Origin of the sequence: Sinorhizobium mexicanum, assembly GCF_013488225.1 — a bacterium.
Lineage (GTDB): Bacteria > Pseudomonadota > Alphaproteobacteria > Rhizobiales > Rhizobiaceae > Sinorhizobium > Sinorhizobium mexicanum.
Window position 1 is genome coordinate 1,168,207 of the sequence record NZ_CP041241.1, and the last position, 16,770, is coordinate 1,184,976.

Sequence of the window (16,770 nt, forward strand, 5' to 3'; positions counted from 1 at the left end):
ATTACGGGAAACAATGAAATTCTGCTGGACATTCCGATCGCGTTTGGCGCATGGTGCGTTCGCTGATGCCGCAGGGCGGCTCGCATGAGGTGGGAGGAACGGGTGACGAAAAAGATTGAGCTGACGCTCGCCTGCGGCGATTACGAGATCGTCCGGGCACTGAAAGAGGGAGACGTGCGGCCGGACGGGATCGACCTCACGATCCTGACCGAGATGGATTCGACGACGCGTCACTGGCGCTTTCTGAGAAACGGCGAGTTCGACGTCGCCGAAGTCTCTCTGTCTTCCTACATCGCCGCGAAGACGCGGGGGCTGCCCTTCGCGGCCATCCCGGTCTTTCTGCACCGCCGCTTTCGCCACGGCTTCATCTTCACCAACACCCAAAGCGGAATCCGCGAACCGAAAGATCTGATCGGCCGCAAGGTCGGCGTGAAGAGCTATCTCGTCACCGCAACGCTCTGGCTGCGCGGGCTGCTCGAAAGCGAGTACGGCGTCCCGCACAAGTCGATCGACTGGTATGCCGAACTGGACGAGGATGTCGATTTCACGCCGCCGGAAGGGCTCCGGCTTCATCGGCTTCCCGACAATCAGTCGGTCGAGCAGATGCTGCTCGATGGCGAGATCGACGCGCTCCTCCATCCCGACCTGATCGAGCCCATCGTCAGGCGCGATCCCCGCGTCGGCCGGCTCTTTGCCGACTACAAGCGGGAGGAGATCGCCTATTGCAAGCGAACCGGCATTTTCCCCATCATGCACGTTCTCGGCATCCGACCGGAAATTGTCGAGCGTCATCCCTGGGTGCCGATCAATCTCTTTCAGGCGTTCAACGAGGCGAAGCGCATCGCCATGCGGCGCATGGAAAACCCGCGCATCGTGCCGCTCGCCTGGTACCGCGAAGCCTGGGAGGAGCAGCAGGAAATTCTCGGCGACGACCCGTGGGCCTACGGCCTCGACGGCCAGAACCGCAAGACACTCGAAACCGTCGTCGGCTATGCGCACGAACAGGGCCTGATCGATCGCAAGGTCCCGCTCTCCGAGCTTTTCCTCGACGTGTCGCAGGGCCGCAAGCGGGGGGACAAGCACCGTGTGTAGCGCCTGCGACCTGCACGACTCGGGCGCAGCAGCCCTCCCGAGCGGCAATCCTTTCCTGTGCAATGAGCCATCGGAGCAAAAGACAATGCATGAGGACGTGAAACAGAGAATGGTCGAGGCCGGCAAAATTCTCGAACAGGCCGGACAGGGCGACTGGACGCGCGGCCATATATCCGTGCGCGTGCCGGATGCGCCGGATCGTTTCTACATGAAGGCCTCGAAGATCGGCCTTGAGGAAATCACGCTCGACAATCTCATCACCGTCGGTCTCGACGGCGAGAAGATCGCCGGGGATCTCGGCCGTCACAACGAGGTCTACATCCATTCCGAGGTGCTGAAGGCGCGACCCGACGTCAATGCCGTTGTGCACACGCATGCGCCCTACGCAGTCAGTTTCTCGGCCCTCGGCAAGCCGTTGCAGGCCATCGGTCACGCCGGATCGATCTTCTCCGAAGGACTGCCGGTCTTTTCCCAGACGACCGAACTGATCACCACGACCGAACGCGGCCGCGCGGTCGCCGCAACGCTCGGCGGTCATGGCGCCATGCTGCTGCAGAACCACGGCATCGTGACCGCCGCCGCCAGCATCGAGCAGGCGATCTACCTGGCACTTTCGCTCGAAACCGCCTGCATGATGCAGCTTTGGGTCGAGGCCGCAGGCGGGGCCAAGGCACTCGGCAAGCCGGAGGATATCAAGGCGAAGCGCCGGCACATGTTCCGCGAAGAAATGTTCAAGGCCACTTTCGCCTATCTCGTCCGGCGCCTGAAGCGCGGCTGACCATCGGCACAACAACCAAATCGCACCAAGAGGAAGACGATGCACTATATCGATGCGTTCAATCACTTTTTCCCGAAGGCGCTGTGGCAACGGATCCAAGAGCTCGACGGGGCCGGCAAGGATATCGGCCGCAGAATGCAGGGCATTCCCTGCATCTACGACCTGGAAGCTCGCTTCCGCGTCATGGACGAGTTCAGGGACTATTCGCAGATCCTCTCGCTCGGCATGCCGCCGCTCGAGGCCATGGGCGGTCCGGAACTGTCGACGGAGTTTGCCAAGCTCGGCAATGATGGCCTGGCGGAGCTCGTCGAGAAACACCCGGAGCGGTTCGCCGGCTTCGTCGCCGCACTCCCGATGAACGCTCCCGAAGCGGCCGTCAGGGAAGCCGAGCGCGCCTTCACCGAACTCGGCGCGAACGGCCTGCAGATCCACACCAACGTCAATGGCGCGCCGCTCGACGAGGAGCGTTTCTTTCCGATCTTCGAAACCGCTGCCCGCCACGGCAAGCCGGTGCTGCTGCACCCGTCACGGAACTCGTCCATGCCGGACTATGCGACCGAGGACAAATCGAAATACGAGATCTGGTGGACTTTCGGCTGGCCATACGAGACCAGTGCCGCCATGGCCCGCCTCGTCTTTTCCGGCTTCATGGACCGGCTTCCGGCTCTCAAGGTTCTCGCCCATCACATGGGGGCGATGGTCCCCTATTTCGAAGGGCGTGTCGGCCCCGGCTGGGATCAACTCGGCAAGCGGACCTCCGACGAGGATCTGTCGCTAGTGCTCAAGCGGCTGAAGAAGCGCCCGCTGGACTATTTCAAGGATTTCTACGCCGATACCGCCGTTTTCGGCTCGCGCGCCGCGACACTCTGCGGCCTCGAATTCTACGGCAGCGACCGCATCCTCTTTGCGTCCGACTCTCCTTTCGATCCGGAAAGAGGGCCTGGCTATATCCGCGATACGCTGGCGATCCTGAACGGCCTCGACCTGCCCAAAGAGGATCTCGAAAAGATCTGCTTCCGCAATGCCGAGGCGCTCTTCGGGTTGTCGGCGCACTGACTTTCGGGGGACGCGGCCGACGCTGGTCAAGGAGCGATTGCTCCCTCGGCGTCGGCCGCGCACATTACGGTCCTAAGCCTTTTAGGGTGCTTCGAAGTGCAACAAGTTCACCAATACGGTGAGGCCCCATTTACTTCTACCAGAATGCGCAGAATATTAGCACCTTGGCAAATGGGAGGAAGCGTTTCGGACCCTCTCGTTACATCCGCCCGAACGGCTTCCGACCCTTGACCATAAGGGAGGACCAACATGAGGCGAGTTTTATTGTACGCGGCATCGGTCGCGGCGTTATCTCTTTGCGCGCAGAACAGCTTTGCCCAATCCGGCAGTGTCGAAAAGGCAGTCGGCGGCTACAACTTCGATGAAGCCGCCAAGGAAGCACCCGAAACGAAGAACTTCCATTCGGCCGATGGCCATCTCACTTTTGCTATCGTGACCCACACCGCCGGCAACGGCTTCTTCGATCCGGTCTATGTGGGGGCCAAGGTCGCCGGCAACATGATCGGCGCCAATATCCTGCTGCTCGGCTCGGAATCGCCAGTGGACGATCCCGCCCGCGAGATCGAGATCCTGAACCAGATCGTGCAGGATCCGACGATCGACGGGATCATCATGACGACGCCGCAGTCCGGGGCATACAACGATATCGTCAAAGCCGCCGAGGCCTCCGGCATTCCGGTCGCCACGACCAACTCCTTCGACGGCACGATCCTTAACCGCAGTGGCATCAGCCACACCGGCCAGGACGCTTCGGCTGCTGCGATCGGCGGCGAGGCGCTTGCCAAATGCGTGCTCGATAGCGGGGCCACTTCGGGCTCGATCCTGTTGCCGTCGTCGACTGCGATGGGCAACATCGAGGTCAACAACCGCGTTACGGCAGCCTTCAATGCAATAGTCAAGACGCTGAAGGATGCCGGCAAGCTCGACGCCTTCAAGGTCGATGCCGGTCCGGAGAACGTCGGCATCGACACGAACCCGAACGATCCGGTCAACGCGCTCGTGTCGCTGTTCGAGTCGCGCGGCGACGTGGTCGGCGCCTTTACTGCCAACAACGTCTTCACGCCGCCGTTGGTCAAGGCCGTTGAACAGAAGGGGTGGACGAACAAGTTCTGCGCCTATGGTTTCGACCTCGGTCCGGCCCAGCAGGAGGGCATCGCTGCCGGCAACCTGACCGGCTCGCTCGGGCAGCAACCGTTCCTGCAGGGCTTCTGGCCGGTGATGCAGCTTTACCTGCAGATCGACCGCGGCATCTCGGCCGCCAATCTCGACACGCGCGCCCAGCTCGTGACGAAGGATACGGTCGCCAAGGTCGGCAAGCGCTTCGAGAACTGAGTTCGCCTGCACGGCCTTAAATCGAGTACGTTCAAAGGTAAAAACATGCAGCGATTCAAAGTGCTACAGCAATTTTTTTGCGCGTCTGATTAGGCGCGCAGGCTGTAGACGCATCCCGAGCATAGGCGGGAGGGCAAGCCTCTCCCGCCCCCGTTGGCAAGGACCGACCGGTAGGAACTCTATGGCGCTCACGACGACGACATCGCTCGGCCGTGCACCACCGCAGCTTGTCGGCGGTTGGGAGGCCGGCCTCCTGATCTTCCTCGCTCTGCTCTATTTCGGTGGTGCGCTGGTCAATCCGGCCTTCTTCGGTTCGACAGGGGCCCTTCACGCGCTTTTGCGTGACACGTCTCGCGTCGGGATCATTGCCGTCGGCATGACCTTCGTCATTGCCAACAAAGATCTCGACCTTTCGGTCGGTTCGACATACGGACTGATTGCTGTCATTTTTGCCCGGCTGTTCGCGCCGAGCTTCCTTGATCTCGATGTCGCGACCTCGGTCGTCCTCTGCGTGCTCCTGGGCACCCTGATCGGTCTCGTCAACGGCACGCTCGTCACACTCCTGAAGGTGCCGGCATTCATCGCCACATTGACGATGCTTTTCATCGGCCGCGGCTTCGTGCTCGCGCTGACGCACGGCCAGGCGATCTATTACTCAGGCAAAGCAAAGGATTACCCGCTCTTCTTCCACCTTGGTGAGAGCAACGTCCTCGGCTTCAACAACCAGATCGTCATCTTCGCTGTCGTCGCCATTATCGGCGCGTTCGTGCTCGCCAAGACCCGCTGGGGCTACGAGACCTTCGCCACGGGAGGCAATGAGCAGGCGGCGATCTATGCCGGCATCCCGACGAACTGGGTGCGCATACGCGCCTATCTGATCTCATCGCTCTCGGCGACCCTTGCGGCACTCCTGTCGGCTGCCCAGGATAAGGGCGTGACTCCCCTCTACGGCGTTACCTGGGAGCTCACTGTCATCGCCTCCGTCATTATCGGTGGGGCGTCGATCCTTGGCGGCCGCGGCCGTGTGATCGGCTCCTGCCTCGGCACCGCCGTTGTCGTCCTGATCGACAAGGTGCTGCGCGAAGGCTGGTCGATTACGCGCACCGTCGTGATCGACGGCGAGAGCATCGCCGTCAATGCTCGATACACGCTGCCGGCGGGCGCTGTCCTTGTGTTCCTCGGCCTCCTCCTCGTCATCGCCGTGCTGATCGAGCCGCATCTCATTCGTCGTCAGCTGGCGGCCCGCTTCTGGGCGTGGCTGCGCGGCCGGCCACCGCCGCCGGCCTACGAGATTGGCGGTGTGGCATTGGAGGGTGTCCAGACCAAGGGCGCGATGGCAACGGACATCGAGGCGTCGGCGACGGCGTTCGGCCGGTTCTTCGCCCGCCGCGATGCGCTCGCCATCACCTTGGCCGTTCTCCTGTGGCTGACAGGACTTGCCTTGCGCCCCGACTACTGGTGGAACCTCTCCAACACCTTCGCGGTCCTGCTCAACTATACCGAGCTGGCACTGATCACGGTCGGGCTCGTCTATGTCATCGCCGCCGGTGATATCGATCTTTCCGTCGGCGCCGTGCTCGCGCTCGCCGGCAGCACGGCCGCCTATTTTCTGAAGGTGCTGGGCGCCGATCCCCTCACGGCCGTGACCATGGGCCTGCTGGCGGGGATGGCTGCCGGCCTCGTCAATGCGGTCGTCACCGTCGGCTTCAAGCTGCCGGCCTTCATTGCCACGCTCGGCATGTTCTACATCGCCCGCGGCCTCGCCGCCTGGTTCGTCGCCGGCCAGCAGTTGACCGGCTGGCCCGAAGGCTACAACCTCATCGGCCGTAAGGTGAACGACATCCTCCTCCACATGGATATCGTGTTGCCGGAGGGCCTCTCGCGCGCCGTCGCCCAGGTTGTGAGCGTGCAGACGATCTGGATGCTCCTCGTTGCGCTCGTCGCCGGTATCGGCCTTGCCTACACGCCGTTCGGCCAGAAGGTCTACGCCACCGGTGGCAACGTCCGCGCCGCGGCCTATGCCGGCATCAACACCAACCGCGTGCGCTTCCTCTCGCTGCTATTGGCGGCTCTCTGCGCGACCATGGCCGGGATCATCAACGTCGCCTATTTCCGCAGCTTCAACCCGGTAGCCGGTCAGTTCCGCGAGCTCGACGCGATCGCCGCTGTCATCATCGGTGGCGGTTCGATCTTCGGCGGCTACGGCACGATGATCGGAGCGCTCGCCGGCGCTGGCGTCATCACGCTCGTCCGGGCGTTGCTGCAGCTGAATGTGCAGGGCTTCAGCATGCCGCAGCACTGGATCAACGTCTTCATCGGCGGCATCCTCATCGTCGCGGTGCTGGTCGACATCTGGGTTCGCCAGGCCAATCTGTTTGGCCGCCTGCGCGAGCGTAAAGTGCGCCAGCGAGCCCCGGAGACAAGCCATGCCAGATAGCCCCGCAAGTGCCCCGATCGTAGAGATGCGCGGCATCGAAAAGGCCTTCGGGGCGGTGCAGGCGCTCCGCAGCGTCGACCTCGTGCTCTATCCGGGCGAAATCCTCGGCCTCGTCGGCGACAACTCGGCCGGCAAGTCGACGCTGATGAAGATCATGACCGGCGCCTACCAGCGCGACGCCGGCGAGATCTTCGTTGCCGGACAGCCGGTATATTTCAAGAGCCCGCATGAAAGCCGCGCGGCGGGCATCGAGATGATCTATCAGGACTTCGCCCTTTGCGGAAACATGGACGTCGGCCAGAACATCTTTCTCGGCCGCTGGCCGCGCCGCGGCTTCTTCGTCGACCGGCGACGCATGTATGCGGAAGCCGATAGCGTGTTGAAGCGCCTCAAGGTGGATGTGAACTCGGTCTACCAGAAAGTCGAGAGCCTGTCGGGCGGCCGCCAGCAGTCCGTGGCGATCGCCCGTGCAATCTCGTTCGAGCCGCGCGTGGTAATACTCGACGAACCGACAGCTAACCTCTCGGTGATGGCGACTGAACGGCTGCTCGAAACCATGCTGGAACTGAAGCGACAGGGCGTCGCCCAGATCATCATCTCGCACCGCCTCGTCGATATTTTCGCCGTCGGCGATCGTGTCATGGTGCTGAAGCGCGGCGAATATGTCGGCGACCGCTACATCAAGAACACCGACGAGCACGAGGTATTGGAGATCATCGTCTCCGGCACGCGCGAGCAGGCGCTGACCGCCGATCAGGCAAGGAAGGCCTGATGGCTGGCCAACGTCACGGCGTCGGTTCCCGTGTCAGGAAATGGAGATTGCCGGCGAGTTCGGAAACGACGAGCCGCCGCTCGTCCCAGACGAGAACGGCGATCGGTCGTGTCAGCCCAGCGAGAATGGTCTCCCGGGCGCCCGTCGTCTTATCGAGTTTGAGCAATCGGCCACTGCCCTTCAGAAAACCTTCCTTCTGGTCGTAGCGACCATGTTCGAGTACGAGCATCCCGCCATCGGCGTCGAAGGCGATCGCGACCGGGGCGTTCAGGCCATCGACATCGGCCCGCGGCGGCGCAGTTCCGCCCGTCTCTGGAGCTGAAACGATCTTTCCAGCACCGTCGAGGAAAGGAAATCCGCCAAACAACGCGACATGGATGCGCCCGTCGCGAAGGGCGATGCCGGTCGGCACCGCATCGACTTCGTAACCGCCTTCTTCGGTGAACTCCGTCGGCGAAAGTTGTCGCAGCGCCGTCGTTTCCTGCTTCATGCGGCGAAAGATCATGATCGTTTGCTTGCGACCGTCCGCCTGCATGCGCTCGACACTGTTTCGTGCGGAGTCGATCACGTAATAGGTTCCATTGGCGACGGCGAAGTCGAACGGATTCCAGAAATCGCTGCTGATCACACGGGTGTTGCCGTCGTCGCCGACCGCCACGAGGGCATGGTCAAGCGGGCCCTCGCCGGCATCGGCCGGCGTCCACCCTTGAGCCACGACAAAAGCATCGCCAACGCGCACGACGCGATAGGGCCCGGTCGGGTCGCCAATGACGTCGAGGCCGTGAGGAAACACCGGGCCGAAGGCGACAAGCTCACCGTCTGCCTCGCGCCGGAAGAGCCGACCGCTGGCAAGATCGGTGATGAGCAGCGCCTCCCCGTCACGCGAAAGGCCGGAGAGGGCCGCACCCGGTTTGCTGACGGTTTCCAGCCGGTAGCCGGGAGCGGCGAGGGGATCGGCGGCAGCGCCAGCTGCGAGGAACAGAAGACTGGTGGCGATGATCAAGGCGCGGAGCGAACGCATCGGAAGCCGCCGTTGGCTGCAAAACGGAACTCCGGATCATAGGCGAGACGATAGGTCGTGGTAAGGTGGCTCGGATCGCTGTTCCAGGAGCCGCCGCGAAGCACGCGGTACTGCCCGGCACTCTCCGCCGCAGCCTGGCCCTCGTAAGGCGCGTAGAGGTCGCTCGTCCATTCCCAGACATTGCCAACGAGATTGAGGACGCCTTCCTCGCTTGCGCCCTCGGCAAAGGCGTCGGCCGGCGCAGTCATGGGGTAGCCGTCGCGCGCGTCGCCGGAACAGCAGCTGTCCGTGCCAAAATTCGCCGGCACGACCTTGCCGCCGTGCTCGCCCCAAGGAAACGCGGCCCCATTCGAGCCTCGCGCGGCCCTCTCGTATTGCTGCTCCGACGGCAGCGACAGGCCGTAGTGACGGCAAAAGGCTACCGCATCTCCCCAGCTGACGCCGACCACCGGCCTGTCGTCCAGGCCGAGTGCAGGGTGATTTGCATAGAATGCCGCGCGATGACCGGTTGCCTCGACGAAACGGCGATATTGGCGGTTGGTGATCTCCGTGCGATTGATGGCGAAGGCCTGTCCGTCGAGCACGCGGCGCGGGCGCTCGTTTTCCGGACCGTCATCGCGACCAAAGACAAACGGACCCGCAGGGATGTCGATAAGCGGATTGTCGGCGATCGGCCCGGTATCGGCCGCGGCCGCTTGGGATGTGAGAGCGATGAAGATCGCCGCTGCGCAAAGGTCAGACATCGACACGGGCTTGTGTCTCCCCGTCGAACAGAAACACGCGATCCGCTGCAACCTTCACGCCGATCCGCTGGTCGATCTGCCCGGCGAAATTCTTGTCGCCCCGTAGCGTCACGAGTTGTGCGCCGAGCCGCAGGCTGACGAGCGTACTGTCGCCGGTGAGTTCGACCGAATAGATCGGCGCGACCAGATTGACGTCGGGATCGTCGACCCGAGCCGCATGGACGTCCTCCGGACGGATGCCGAGGACAGCGCGGGAAATGCTGACGCGGCCGAGCCCGCCGACCCTGAGACCAGCACTCGCAAACACGCCATCCCGCACTTCCCCGGGGATGAGGTTCATCGAAGGCGAACCCATGAAACCGGCAACGAAAAGCGTGCGCGGATCGTTGTAGATTTCCCTCGGCGTTCCGAGCTGCTCGATCACACCCTTGTTCATTACTGCGACGCGGTCGGCAAGCGTCATCGCCTCTATCTGGTCATGGGTGACATAGATCGTCGTGACCTTGAGTTCATGCTGCAGATGCTTCAGCTCCGAGCGCATCTGGGTGCGCAGTTTGGCATCGAGATTGGAGAGCGGCTCGTCCATCAGGAAGACGCGCGGCGTGCGCACGATGGCGCGAGCGAGCGCCACGCGCTGCCGCTGGCCGCCGGAAAGCTCCTTCGGAAGACGGTTTAACAGGCTGTCGAGCTCCACGCGCCGCGCCACCTCGACAATCCGCTGCTTGCTTTCGGCCGGCGGCACTTTGCGGATTTTTAGCGGGTAGCCGATATTCTGCTCGACAGTCAGATGCGGATAGAGCGCATAGGACTGAAAGACCATCGCCACGTCACGATACTTGGGCAGCACGCCATTGATGCGGTCCGCGTCGATGTAGATGTCGCCGGAGGTCGCCTCCTCGAGCCCCGCAACCATGCGCATGGTCGTCGTCTTGCCGCAGCCGGAAGGACCGAGCAGGACGAGGAATTCCTTGTCCCTGATCTCAAGGTTGAAATCCATGATCGCGACGAATTCGCCGAACTTCTTCGAGACGTTCTTGAAACTAACCGACGCCATGGCTCAACCCTTGACAGCCCCAAGGGAGAGCCCCCGGACGAGATGCTTTTGAACGATGAAAGCGAAGATGACGATCGGAACGCAAGCCATGAACCCGGCGGCGCTGATCTCGCCCCAATAGGTGTTGTACTGCGTCACCCGCCCGGCAATGCCGATCGGCAGCGTCTGCGACTGCTCGGTCAGCGTGATGATAAGCGACAGCAGGAACTCGTTCCACGAAATGATCAGGCAGAAGATCGCCGTTGCCGCAAGTCCCGGCCGGGCAAGCGGCAAGGCCACGTGCAGGAAGGCGCCCCAACGGGTATCGCCGTCGACGACCGCAGCCTCCTCCAGTTCGACCGGCAGGTCCTGGAAATAGCTCTTCATCATCCAGGTCGCGAACGGCAGGTTGAAGGCGGTGTAGGCGATCACAAGCGCCGACTTCGTGTTCAGCATTTGGAAGTAGTTGAAGAACAGGTAGAGCGGAATGATGCTGACGATCGGCGGCATCATGCGTGTCGAAAGAATCCAGAACGAAACCTGCTTGCGCCACTGCCACGGATAGTGGAACCGTGCCAGGGCATAACCCGCCATAGTGCCGAAAACCACGGAGACGATCGTCGTCCCGACCGCGACGAGGAAGCTGTTCAGCGCGTAGCGCAGGAAAGGACGCTGGATGAAGGCTTCCTGGTAATGTTTCAATGTCGGGTTTCTGGGCAGCCATTCCGGCGGCACGGCGAAAATGTCGATATCGAACTTGAACGAATTGGCAGCGATCCAATAGATCGGGAAAAGCGTCAGGATCAGTGCGACCAGGATCGCCAGATAGGCCAAAAGGCGTGTGAGCACCTCTTTGGTGCGACTGCGTCTGTGGAGGGTCCTTGTCGCCATCGTCTTCAATCCGCCAGCCGCATGCGCTTCATGAACCAGGTGCTGAGAACGATCGTTACGAACAGCACGAACAGCGATATCGCCGCCGCATAGCCGGGATCGGCGAAACGGTAAGCGACCTGGTAGATGTAGAGACTCAACACCTTGGTGCGATCGGCGGGGCCGCCGCCGGTGAGAATGAAGACCAGATCGAAGAGACGCAGTGCGTCCATCACCCGCAGCAGCAGCGCGATTGCGATGACCGGCTTCAGGAAGGGGATCGTCAGGTCCCAGAATTGCCGCCAGGACGAGGCGCCATCGAGTGCGGCCGCCTCATAAGGTTCCACCGGCAGGCTCGCGAGCCCCGCCAGCATCAACAGGAATATGAAGGGTGTCCACTGCCAGACATCGGCAACGATGATCGAGAACATCGCGAGGTTCACGTCGCCTGCCCATGCCTGCAAGGGAAGACCGAGGCGGTACATGATTTCGTTGAGCACACCGAATTGAGGCTCGTAGATCAGCTTCCAGGTGATGGCGACGGCAATCGGCGGCAGCATCATCGGAATCATCAGCACGGTCTTTAGAAAAGTCAGCCGGCGGATGAATTTATCAAGAAGCAGCGCCAGGCCGAGACCGAGAAGAAATTCGGCCGTGACCGCCACCACCGTGAAGACGATGGTATTGCGGAGCGCCACATGAAACTGCGCATCCGACAGGAGCCGCGCAAAATTGCCGGCACCGACGAACTCCCACGGCAGATCGGGGTTCGGGCTGATCCTGTGAACCGCCGCGTAGAACATGTAGAGGCTCGGAAAGATCGTCAGCGCCAGCAGTATCAGAACTGTCGGCGCAAGCATCAGGTAGCGCAGGTGGCGCTCCGCCCACCGTTCCAGCCCACCACCTGGCTGAGACTGTGCAGTCGATGTGCCGTCGCTCGCGGACTTCAACATCCGTCTCTCCCTGCAGACCCTCTGTCGCTCTCGGTTCCTGTCACGAACGGGGCCCGAAAGCTCCGTTCGTGCAGGAATTCCGGCTATTTGAGGCCGGTGATCTGCTCGACTGCCGCCTGCGAGTTCTTCAGCGCCTCCTCCGGCGTGATCGTGCCGGCAACGGCCTTGGAGAGTTCGATGCCAAAGGCATTTTCGATCTCGGGCCATTTCGGATGGCGCGGACGCGGGGTCGAAGCCTGGATTGCCTCCATCAGCACCGGATAGTGCCGGAACTTCTCCTGCTTCGTCAGTTCCGGATCGGTGAAGACTGAGGCCCGGACAGGCGGATTGCCGCGCTCTGCGGAAATCTTGATCTGTTCGGGCGAAGTTGCCCAGAGCATGAAGTCGAAGGCTTCCTGCTTGTTCTTCGATGCCGACATGATGCCCATGGTCCAGTGGCCGATTTCCGAACTGCCGGGCTTCGTTCCGGCTGGAATGGCGGTGTAGGAGATCTTGCCGACCATCTTCGACTGGCTCGGATCCTCAAAGGTCGCGACCCAGTTCGGCCAGTTGATCGATGAAGCGGACGTGCCCGCGGCGAGCGCCGTGCCAACTTCGTTGGCATTGTAGCTTTCGACCCCTTTCGGCGAGACGTCGCGCAGCGCCATGAACGTCTTCATGGCGGCAGCACCTTCCGGCGTGTCGATCGTGACCTTGCTCCGGTCGGCATTGAAGAGGTCGGCGCCATAAGACCAGAAGATCGGCATGAAATCGGCAACGACCGGGTTGCCCTGGCCGCCGCGGAAGACATAGCCGAAATAGCGGCCGCCGCCGTCTTCCGTCAGCTTTTTGCTGGCCTTCAGCACGTCGTCCCAGGTTTTCGGGGCGTCAACGCCCGCTTCCTTGTACTTGGCGGCGTCATAGAAGAACATCTGCGCATTTCCCACATAGGGCAGGCAGACATAGGGCCCGGAATTATAGGGGTTGCGGCAGATCGCCAGCGACTTCGACAGGAAATCGTTGTCGGGTCCTTCCAACCCAGCTTTCTTGAAGTACGGCGTCAGGTCCTCCAGGTGCCCGTTTTCTGCAAAGAACGGAATCCAAGGATCATCCATCAGGACGATATCGAAGACGCCGGACTTGGTGGCGCCGGCATTGGCACCTTGTTCGAAGACGTTGGCGTAGGGCGCCTGGACGGTCTCTACCTTGGTGCCCTTCATCTTTGCGTAGTCTGCGGCCGCGGCTCTCAGGCCGTCGCCTTCGCTGCCGGATGGCACGAGGACCGTGATATCGGCCCATGCGACACCCCCGATCGCGAGCGCGGACGCCGCTGCAGCCAAGGTGAGAAACAGTTTACGAACCATCATACACCTCCCATTCCGAGTTGTTATTCAGAGGCCGCTTTTTCGAAAGGAGGACCTCACCCTATCCGGCATGGCGGAGACGCTGCTTTGAAGCGTGTAACGAGAAACTGAAATTTTCCGGCGCCTCCCTAGGCCGGAATTGCTCCCAGGCGCGATTTTATCACAGTGCGCGCATTCCTCATAAGCGCAACATTAGCGACAACTTAGATGACGTCTTACGCAATCGGGAGGGCGCGGGAGCCAATCTTTGGGTTTACTGCCCTTCTACTCTGCGCATCCGGGCAGCATGTCGGGGAAACGGCGACAGCCTCCCGCCGCGACGGCTTGTGGCACCGATCGTTCGGGACATCTCGCGGCGGGGGGTCGGCCGGGCGATGGGGCAGATGAAGCCGCGAGATTGGCGCGTGCCCTTCAGTTCACCGGCAGCCGGCGCGCATCCCATTCGCTCTTCGGCACAGCGCCGCCGATCGCAAAGCTGAAGGAAACCACCGACGTCGCTTCGGCGTCGACCTCGCATTTGAAATCGACGTTGTACCAGTTCGCCTTGCTTCGATAGGCGCTGCCTATCGCGGTGACCGCCGAAGTTGAAATAGTCCCGGCGCGGGCCAGCATATCCGGGAAAGCGCCCGGCCTCTGGTTACGGATCTGCTCCAGCGCCTCGATGCTGCAGATCTGCGCGATCCGCTTCGTGACGGGGAGCTTCCCGAGCGCTTGCTTGATGCGCGGGTTCGACAGTGCATTTGGCGAAAAGAGTTCTTTTGCCGGAACAAGCGCGTCGGATTTCCGTTCGACTTTCGCGCCTGTCGGCTCCGGGGACTGCTGTTTCTCCGCAGTTTCCGGCGGCGGCCTTTGCGCGGGAATCGGCACGCTTTCAAGGGAGGCCGCTTCCGTCTCACCCTGCTGGGTCGCCGCGTGCCGTTGCGGCGTTGCCAGCACCGGCGGCGCCGGTTTGGGTTCCGGCAGTTCGCGCGCAGCGGTTTCTGTCGTGGATGACGTCTGTTTCGGCTGTTCGACGGCTTTCGGAGCTTGTTGCGCCTCACCCTGCTTCGGCGGAAGTTGCTGCTCTTCGTTGTTTAGATCCGCGTGCGCTGAAGCGGATTCGAAGGCCTGTGGCGGCGCGGCCGATGGCTTGGTGCTTGATTTCGCCGGTTCTACCGGCGGTTTTTCCTCCGCCTTCGGACGCGGCGGCGGAACCAGTTCCACGTTGACGCTCTGCTCCTTCGCCGGTTCCGGCGGTGCTTCGGGCGGACGAAAGAGCAACAAGAACGCGACGGCCAGATGCAGGGCAACCGACGTCGGCATGCCCCATGCGATCTCTCTCTTCGGCGCCTTGGCGAACTGTTGCATTGCTCAAAAGACAGCGGGCTGCGCGGGCAATGGCCGTACAGCAAGACGAAGCAGTCTTTGCCCCACCCCGCTCCAGCCTGTGACGATCAACGTCACATAAGGGCTTGAACGGCTCTGAACAAGCGGAAAGTCCCGACGCGACCCACCGTGTCTCGCATCACGACTTCGTGGTTTCAGGCCCCGGCGGCAGCGGTTCATTATCTCGTCGGATGCAGCGGATACCGTTTTGAATGTTTGTCCCTTACCGAGCGCGGAAAGGAGGTGCCCCGATGAGGTTCACACGGCGAAGCGTCCTTCAGGGACTTGCATTGGCAGCATCCTTGCCGGCGATCGGACGCTCCTCACGTGCCCAGACCACCGCTCTCACCCGAAGGACAATCCCGTCGAGCGGCGAGGAAATACCGGTAATAGGGCTCGGCACCTGGATCACTTTCAACGTCGGCGACGATCCGGTCCTCAAGGACGAGTGCGCCGCCGTGATGGGCGCCTTCTTCGAAGACGGAGGACGCATGGTCGATTCCTCTCCCATGTACGGCTCCTCGCAGCCGACCATCGGCTATGGCCTTCAGAAGCTGAAATACCCCGATCGCCTGTTTTCAGCCGAGAAGGTTTGGGTTTCCGATCCGGCAAGTGGGGCGGAGCAGATCGAAGCCTCCCGCGCCTACTGGGGCGTTGAGAAGTTCGATCTCATGCAGGTCCACAATCTTGTTTCCTGGGAAGACCATCTGCCGATGCTGTTCGAGATGAAGGCAAAGGCGCAATTGCGTTACGTCGGCATCACCACATCGGAAGGGCGGCGGCATCGGGAAATCGAAAGCATCATGGCGAGCCAGCCGATCGATTTCGTACAACTCACCTACAACATCCTCGACCGTGAGGCGGAGGAGCGCATCCTGCCTCTGGCGCGGGAGAAAGGCATCGCGGTCATTGTCAACCGCCCGTTCCGCCAGGGCAGTCTGATCCGGCAGCTCGATGACGAACCTCTGCCCGAATGGGTTGCCGAGACAGGCGCGCGAAGCTGGGCGCAGTTCCTGCTCAAGTTCATCGTCGCGCATCCGGCGGTCACCTGCGCCATACCGGCGACGACCCGCGTCGACCACGTGCGCGAGAATCTCGAAGCTGGCGGCGGCGTCCTGCCTGACCAGGCGATGCGACGGCGTATGGTCGATTACGTGGAGGCGTTGTGATCACCCGCCTCACCCGCTGCTGCCCAACGCATGAGTTGTGAGGTCGGCGAATGTCGGAGTGGTGGACGTACACACCTGGCGATTTCCTGATGTTCTCGCCGCGCGTCTACCTTCGTCTCGTCGAGCGCTACAATGAGGATTTTTGGCCGCTTCAGCTCGTCTTCGTGATCGGCATGCTGGCGATCGTGGTTCTCGCGCTTAGAGAGGTACGCTTGGCGAAGGCCGCGCTTCTGCCGGCATTGGCCGTGGCCTGGGCCTTTTGCGCATGGCAGTTCCTCTGGCTTCGCTATGCGACCATAAACTGGGGCGTGACCTATGCCGCAATGGCCTTCTTTCTTCAGGCCGGGCTTCTGACGATTCTCAGCTTTGATACGAACCATGGCATCGCCGTGAACCGATGGCGCCGCTACGGCGGGACAGTTCTTGCCTTGTTCGGGCTCTTGGTTCACCCGCTCCTCGCGTTGTTTTCGACGCGTTCGCTGGCCGCCGCAGAAACCTTCGGCATGATGCCGGATCCAACCGCGATCACGACGCTCGGCACCGTGCTGACAATCAGAGGAAGACGCCTCTTGCTGCTTCTGCCCATTCCGCTCCTGTGGTGCGCGTTCAGTGGCCTGACTCTGCTGGCCATGGAGGATCGTGCTGCAGTCGTCCCGCTTGCCTCGATCGTCCTTGTCGCGATCTTGCTGCTGCCCCTTGCCCGGCCTTGAACCCTGTCTAGGAACCGATGCTGAGAAAACCTTTTTTCTGTTGACAGCGGCAGTGAGAAAAGGTTTTCTCTGCCTGACCATAGGAGGGTGCGCTGG

At 61.9% G+C, this 16,770-nt stretch carries 15 protein-coding genes; 8 read left to right on the top strand and 7 right to left on the bottom strand.

The window, feature by feature from the left end; translation table 11 throughout:
- Positions 1 to 102 precede the first annotated feature (102 nt).
- From FKV68_RS29570 to FKV68_RS29595, 6 genes are all read left to right on the top strand, one after another.
- The gene (locus FKV68_RS29570; RefSeq protein ID WP_180942482.1) at positions 103 to 1,092 is read left to right on the top strand and encodes an ABC transporter substrate-binding protein; all 990 of its coding nucleotides are present in this window, start codon (positions 103 to 105) and stop codon (positions 1,090 to 1,092) included.
- Between the two features lie 85 nt (positions 1,093 to 1,177).
- The gene (locus FKV68_RS29575; RefSeq protein WP_180942483.1) at positions 1,178 to 1,870 is read left to right on the top strand and encodes a class II aldolase/adducin family protein; all 693 of its coding nucleotides are present in this window, start codon (positions 1,178 to 1,180) and stop codon (positions 1,868 to 1,870) included.
- Positions 1,871 to 1,909: 39 nt separating this feature from the next.
- Positions 1,910 to 2,926 carry an amidohydrolase family protein gene (locus FKV68_RS29580; RefSeq protein ID WP_180942484.1) on the top strand — a complete coding sequence of 339 codons (1,017 nt, stop codon included), beginning with the start codon at positions 1,910 to 1,912 and terminating at the stop codon, positions 2,924 to 2,926.
- Positions 2,927 to 3,175: 249 nt separating this feature from the next.
- The gene (locus FKV68_RS29585; protein WP_180942485.1) at positions 3,176 to 4,258 is read left to right on the top strand and encodes a substrate-binding domain-containing protein; all 1,083 of its coding nucleotides are present in this window, start codon (positions 3,176 to 3,178) and stop codon (positions 4,256 to 4,258) included.
- Positions 4,259 to 4,439: 181 nt separating this feature from the next.
- The gene (locus FKV68_RS29590; RefSeq protein WP_180942486.1) at positions 4,440 to 6,695 is read left to right on the top strand and encodes an ABC transporter permease; all 2,256 of its coding nucleotides are present in this window, start codon (positions 4,440 to 4,442) and stop codon (positions 6,693 to 6,695) included.
- On the top strand, positions 6,685 to 7,467 hold the full coding sequence (locus FKV68_RS29595) for an ATP-binding cassette domain-containing protein (RefSeq protein ID WP_180942487.1): 783 nt from the start codon (positions 6,685 to 6,687) through the stop codon (positions 7,465 to 7,467). Before FKV68_RS29590 ends, FKV68_RS29595 begins: the two co-directional genes overlap by 11 nt.
- A 13-nt stretch (positions 7,468 to 7,480) precedes the next feature.
- On the opposite strand, the gene FKV68_RS29600 is transcribed toward FKV68_RS29595, so the two are convergent.
- The 7 genes from FKV68_RS29600 to FKV68_RS29630 all read right to left on the bottom strand — a co-directional run bounded on the left by FKV68_RS29600 (position 7,481) and on the right by FKV68_RS29630 (position 14,777).
- Entirely contained in the window at positions 7,481 to 8,488 is a 1,008-nt protein-coding gene (locus tag FKV68_RS29600; protein WP_180942488.1) for a ScyD/ScyE family protein, read from the bottom strand.
- Positions 8,467 to 9,231 carry a formylglycine-generating enzyme family protein gene (locus FKV68_RS29605; protein ID WP_180943954.1) on the bottom strand — a complete coding sequence of 255 codons (765 nt, stop codon included), beginning with the start codon at positions 9,229 to 9,231 and terminating at the stop codon, positions 8,467 to 8,469. The genes FKV68_RS29600 and FKV68_RS29605 overlap by 22 nt, the downstream gene beginning before the upstream one ends.
- The gene (locus FKV68_RS29610; RefSeq protein ID WP_180942489.1) at positions 9,224 to 10,285 is read right to left on the bottom strand and encodes an ABC transporter ATP-binding protein; all 1,062 of its coding nucleotides are present in this window, start codon (positions 10,283 to 10,285) and stop codon (positions 9,224 to 9,226) included. The genes FKV68_RS29605 and FKV68_RS29610 overlap by 8 nt, the downstream gene beginning before the upstream one ends.
- Before the next feature lie 3 nt (positions 10,286 to 10,288).
- Positions 10,289 to 11,155: a carbohydrate ABC transporter permease gene (locus FKV68_RS29615; RefSeq protein ID WP_180942490.1), complete on the bottom strand. Its 867-nt coding sequence runs from the start codon at positions 11,153 to 11,155 to the stop codon at positions 10,289 to 10,291.
- A 5-nt stretch (positions 11,156 to 11,160) separates the two neighbouring features.
- Complete coding sequence (locus tag FKV68_RS29620) at positions 11,161 to 12,087, bottom strand: carbohydrate ABC transporter permease (RefSeq protein ID WP_180942491.1); 927 nt, start codon at positions 12,085 to 12,087, stop codon at positions 11,161 to 11,163.
- Positions 12,088 to 12,170: 83 nt separating this feature from the next.
- Positions 12,171 to 13,430, bottom strand: a complete 1,260-nt coding sequence (locus FKV68_RS29625; RefSeq protein ID WP_180942492.1) for an ABC transporter substrate-binding protein — start codon at positions 13,428 to 13,430, stop codon at positions 12,171 to 12,173.
- A 411-nt stretch (positions 13,431 to 13,841) separates the two neighbouring features.
- Positions 13,842 to 14,777, bottom strand: a complete 936-nt coding sequence (locus FKV68_RS29630) for a DUF930 domain-containing protein (RefSeq protein WP_180942493.1) — start codon at positions 14,775 to 14,777, stop codon at positions 13,842 to 13,844.
- Positions 14,778 to 15,046: 269 nt separating this feature from the next.
- On the opposite strand from FKV68_RS29630, the gene FKV68_RS29635 reads away from it, so the two are divergent.
- The gene (locus FKV68_RS29635) at positions 15,047 to 15,964 is read left to right on the top strand and encodes an aldo/keto reductase (RefSeq protein ID WP_180942494.1); all 918 of its coding nucleotides are present in this window, start codon (positions 15,047 to 15,049) and stop codon (positions 15,962 to 15,964) included.
- Positions 15,965 to 16,014: 50 nt separating this feature from the next.
- Positions 16,015 to 16,674 carry a DUF6064 family protein gene (locus tag FKV68_RS29640; protein WP_180942495.1) on the top strand — a complete coding sequence of 220 codons (660 nt, stop codon included), beginning with the start codon at positions 16,015 to 16,017 and terminating at the stop codon, positions 16,672 to 16,674.
- Positions 16,675 to 16,770: the final 96 nt, after the last annotated feature.

Excerpts from the sequence above, each read along its gene's own strand:
- FKV68_RS29585 (WP_180942485.1), top strand. The coding sequence starts at position 3,176 with ATGAGGCGAGTTTTATTGTACGCGGCATCGGTCGCGGCGTTATCTCTT.
- FKV68_RS29610 (WP_180942489.1), bottom strand. The coding sequence starts at position 10,285 with ATGGCGTCGGTTAGTTTCAAGAACGTCTCGAAGAAGTTCGGCGAATTC.
- FKV68_RS29615 (WP_180942490.1), bottom strand. The coding sequence starts at position 11,155 with ATGGCGACAAGGACCCTCCACAGACGCAGTCGCACCAAAGAGGTGCTC.
- FKV68_RS29640 (WP_180942495.1), top strand. The coding sequence starts at position 16,015 with ATGTCGGAGTGGTGGACGTACACACCTGGCGATTTCCTGATGTTCTCG.
- FKV68_RS29635 (WP_180942494.1), top strand. The coding sequence starts at position 15,047 with ATGAGGTTCACACGGCGAAGCGTCCTTCAGGGACTTGCATTGGCAGCA.
- FKV68_RS29580 (WP_180942484.1), top strand. The coding sequence starts at position 1,910 with ATGCACTATATCGATGCGTTCAATCACTTTTTCCCGAAGGCGCTGTGG.
- FKV68_RS29595 (WP_180942487.1), top strand. The coding sequence starts at position 6,685 with ATGCCAGATAGCCCCGCAAGTGCCCCGATCGTAGAGATGCGCGGCATC.
- FKV68_RS29575 (WP_180942483.1), top strand. The coding sequence starts at position 1,178 with ATGCATGAGGACGTGAAACAGAGAATGGTCGAGGCCGGCAAAATTCTC.
- FKV68_RS29590 (WP_180942486.1), top strand. The coding sequence starts at position 4,440 with ATGGCGCTCACGACGACGACATCGCTCGGCCGTGCACCACCGCAGCTT.
- FKV68_RS29600 (WP_180942488.1), bottom strand. The coding sequence starts at position 8,488 with ATGCGTTCGCTCCGCGCCTTGATCATCGCCACCAGTCTTCTGTTCCTC.
- FKV68_RS29620 (WP_180942491.1), bottom strand. The coding sequence starts at position 12,087 with ATGTTGAAGTCCGCGAGCGACGGCACATCGACTGCACAGTCTCAGCCA.
- FKV68_RS29605 (WP_180943954.1), bottom strand. The coding sequence starts at position 9,231 with ATGTCTGACCTTTGCGCAGCGGCGATCTTCATCGCTCTCACATCCCAA.
- FKV68_RS29630 (WP_180942493.1), bottom strand. The coding sequence starts at position 14,777 with ATGCAACAGTTCGCCAAGGCGCCGAAGAGAGAGATCGCATGGGGCATG.
- FKV68_RS29625 (WP_180942492.1), bottom strand. The coding sequence starts at position 13,430 with ATGGTTCGTAAACTGTTTCTCACCTTGGCTGCAGCGGCGTCCGCGCTC.